A 297-nucleotide genomic window follows, 5' to 3' on the forward strand; every position below is an offset into this window, starting at 1 on the left:
CGATAAACTTGTTTCGGTGCTTTTATATTATAAATGACACTATCACCAATTACTTGCCCTTCACGATCATAATCACATGCTGAAATAATGGCATCAACATCTACTCTAAAAAGTAAAGAGCGGATTATATTTAACTGTTTTTTCGCACCACTATCAGCCTTATCTCTATCTTTCGGACTGCTTTTTACTTTATATTGAAACTTCTCTGGAATAAAAGGAAAGTTATCCAGTTGCCATTTGGCCATTTTTTCATCATAGTCTTTCGCATCATATAATTGAAGCAAATGACCAAATGCC

1 protein-coding gene is annotated in these 297 nt (G+C 34.0%); it reads right to left on the reverse strand.

Annotated elements, in window-relative coordinates; all coding sequences use genetic code 11:
- A partial coding sequence (locus tag ACSG5Z_RS30875; RefSeq protein WP_435712860.1) for a toprim domain-containing protein occupies positions 1-297 on the reverse strand: 297 nt, incomplete at both ends.

The sequence above is a fragment of the Bacillus pretiosus genome (assembly GCF_051294775.1).
Lineage (GTDB): Bacteria > Bacillota > Bacilli > Bacillales > Bacillaceae_G > Bacillus_A > Bacillus_A wiedmannii.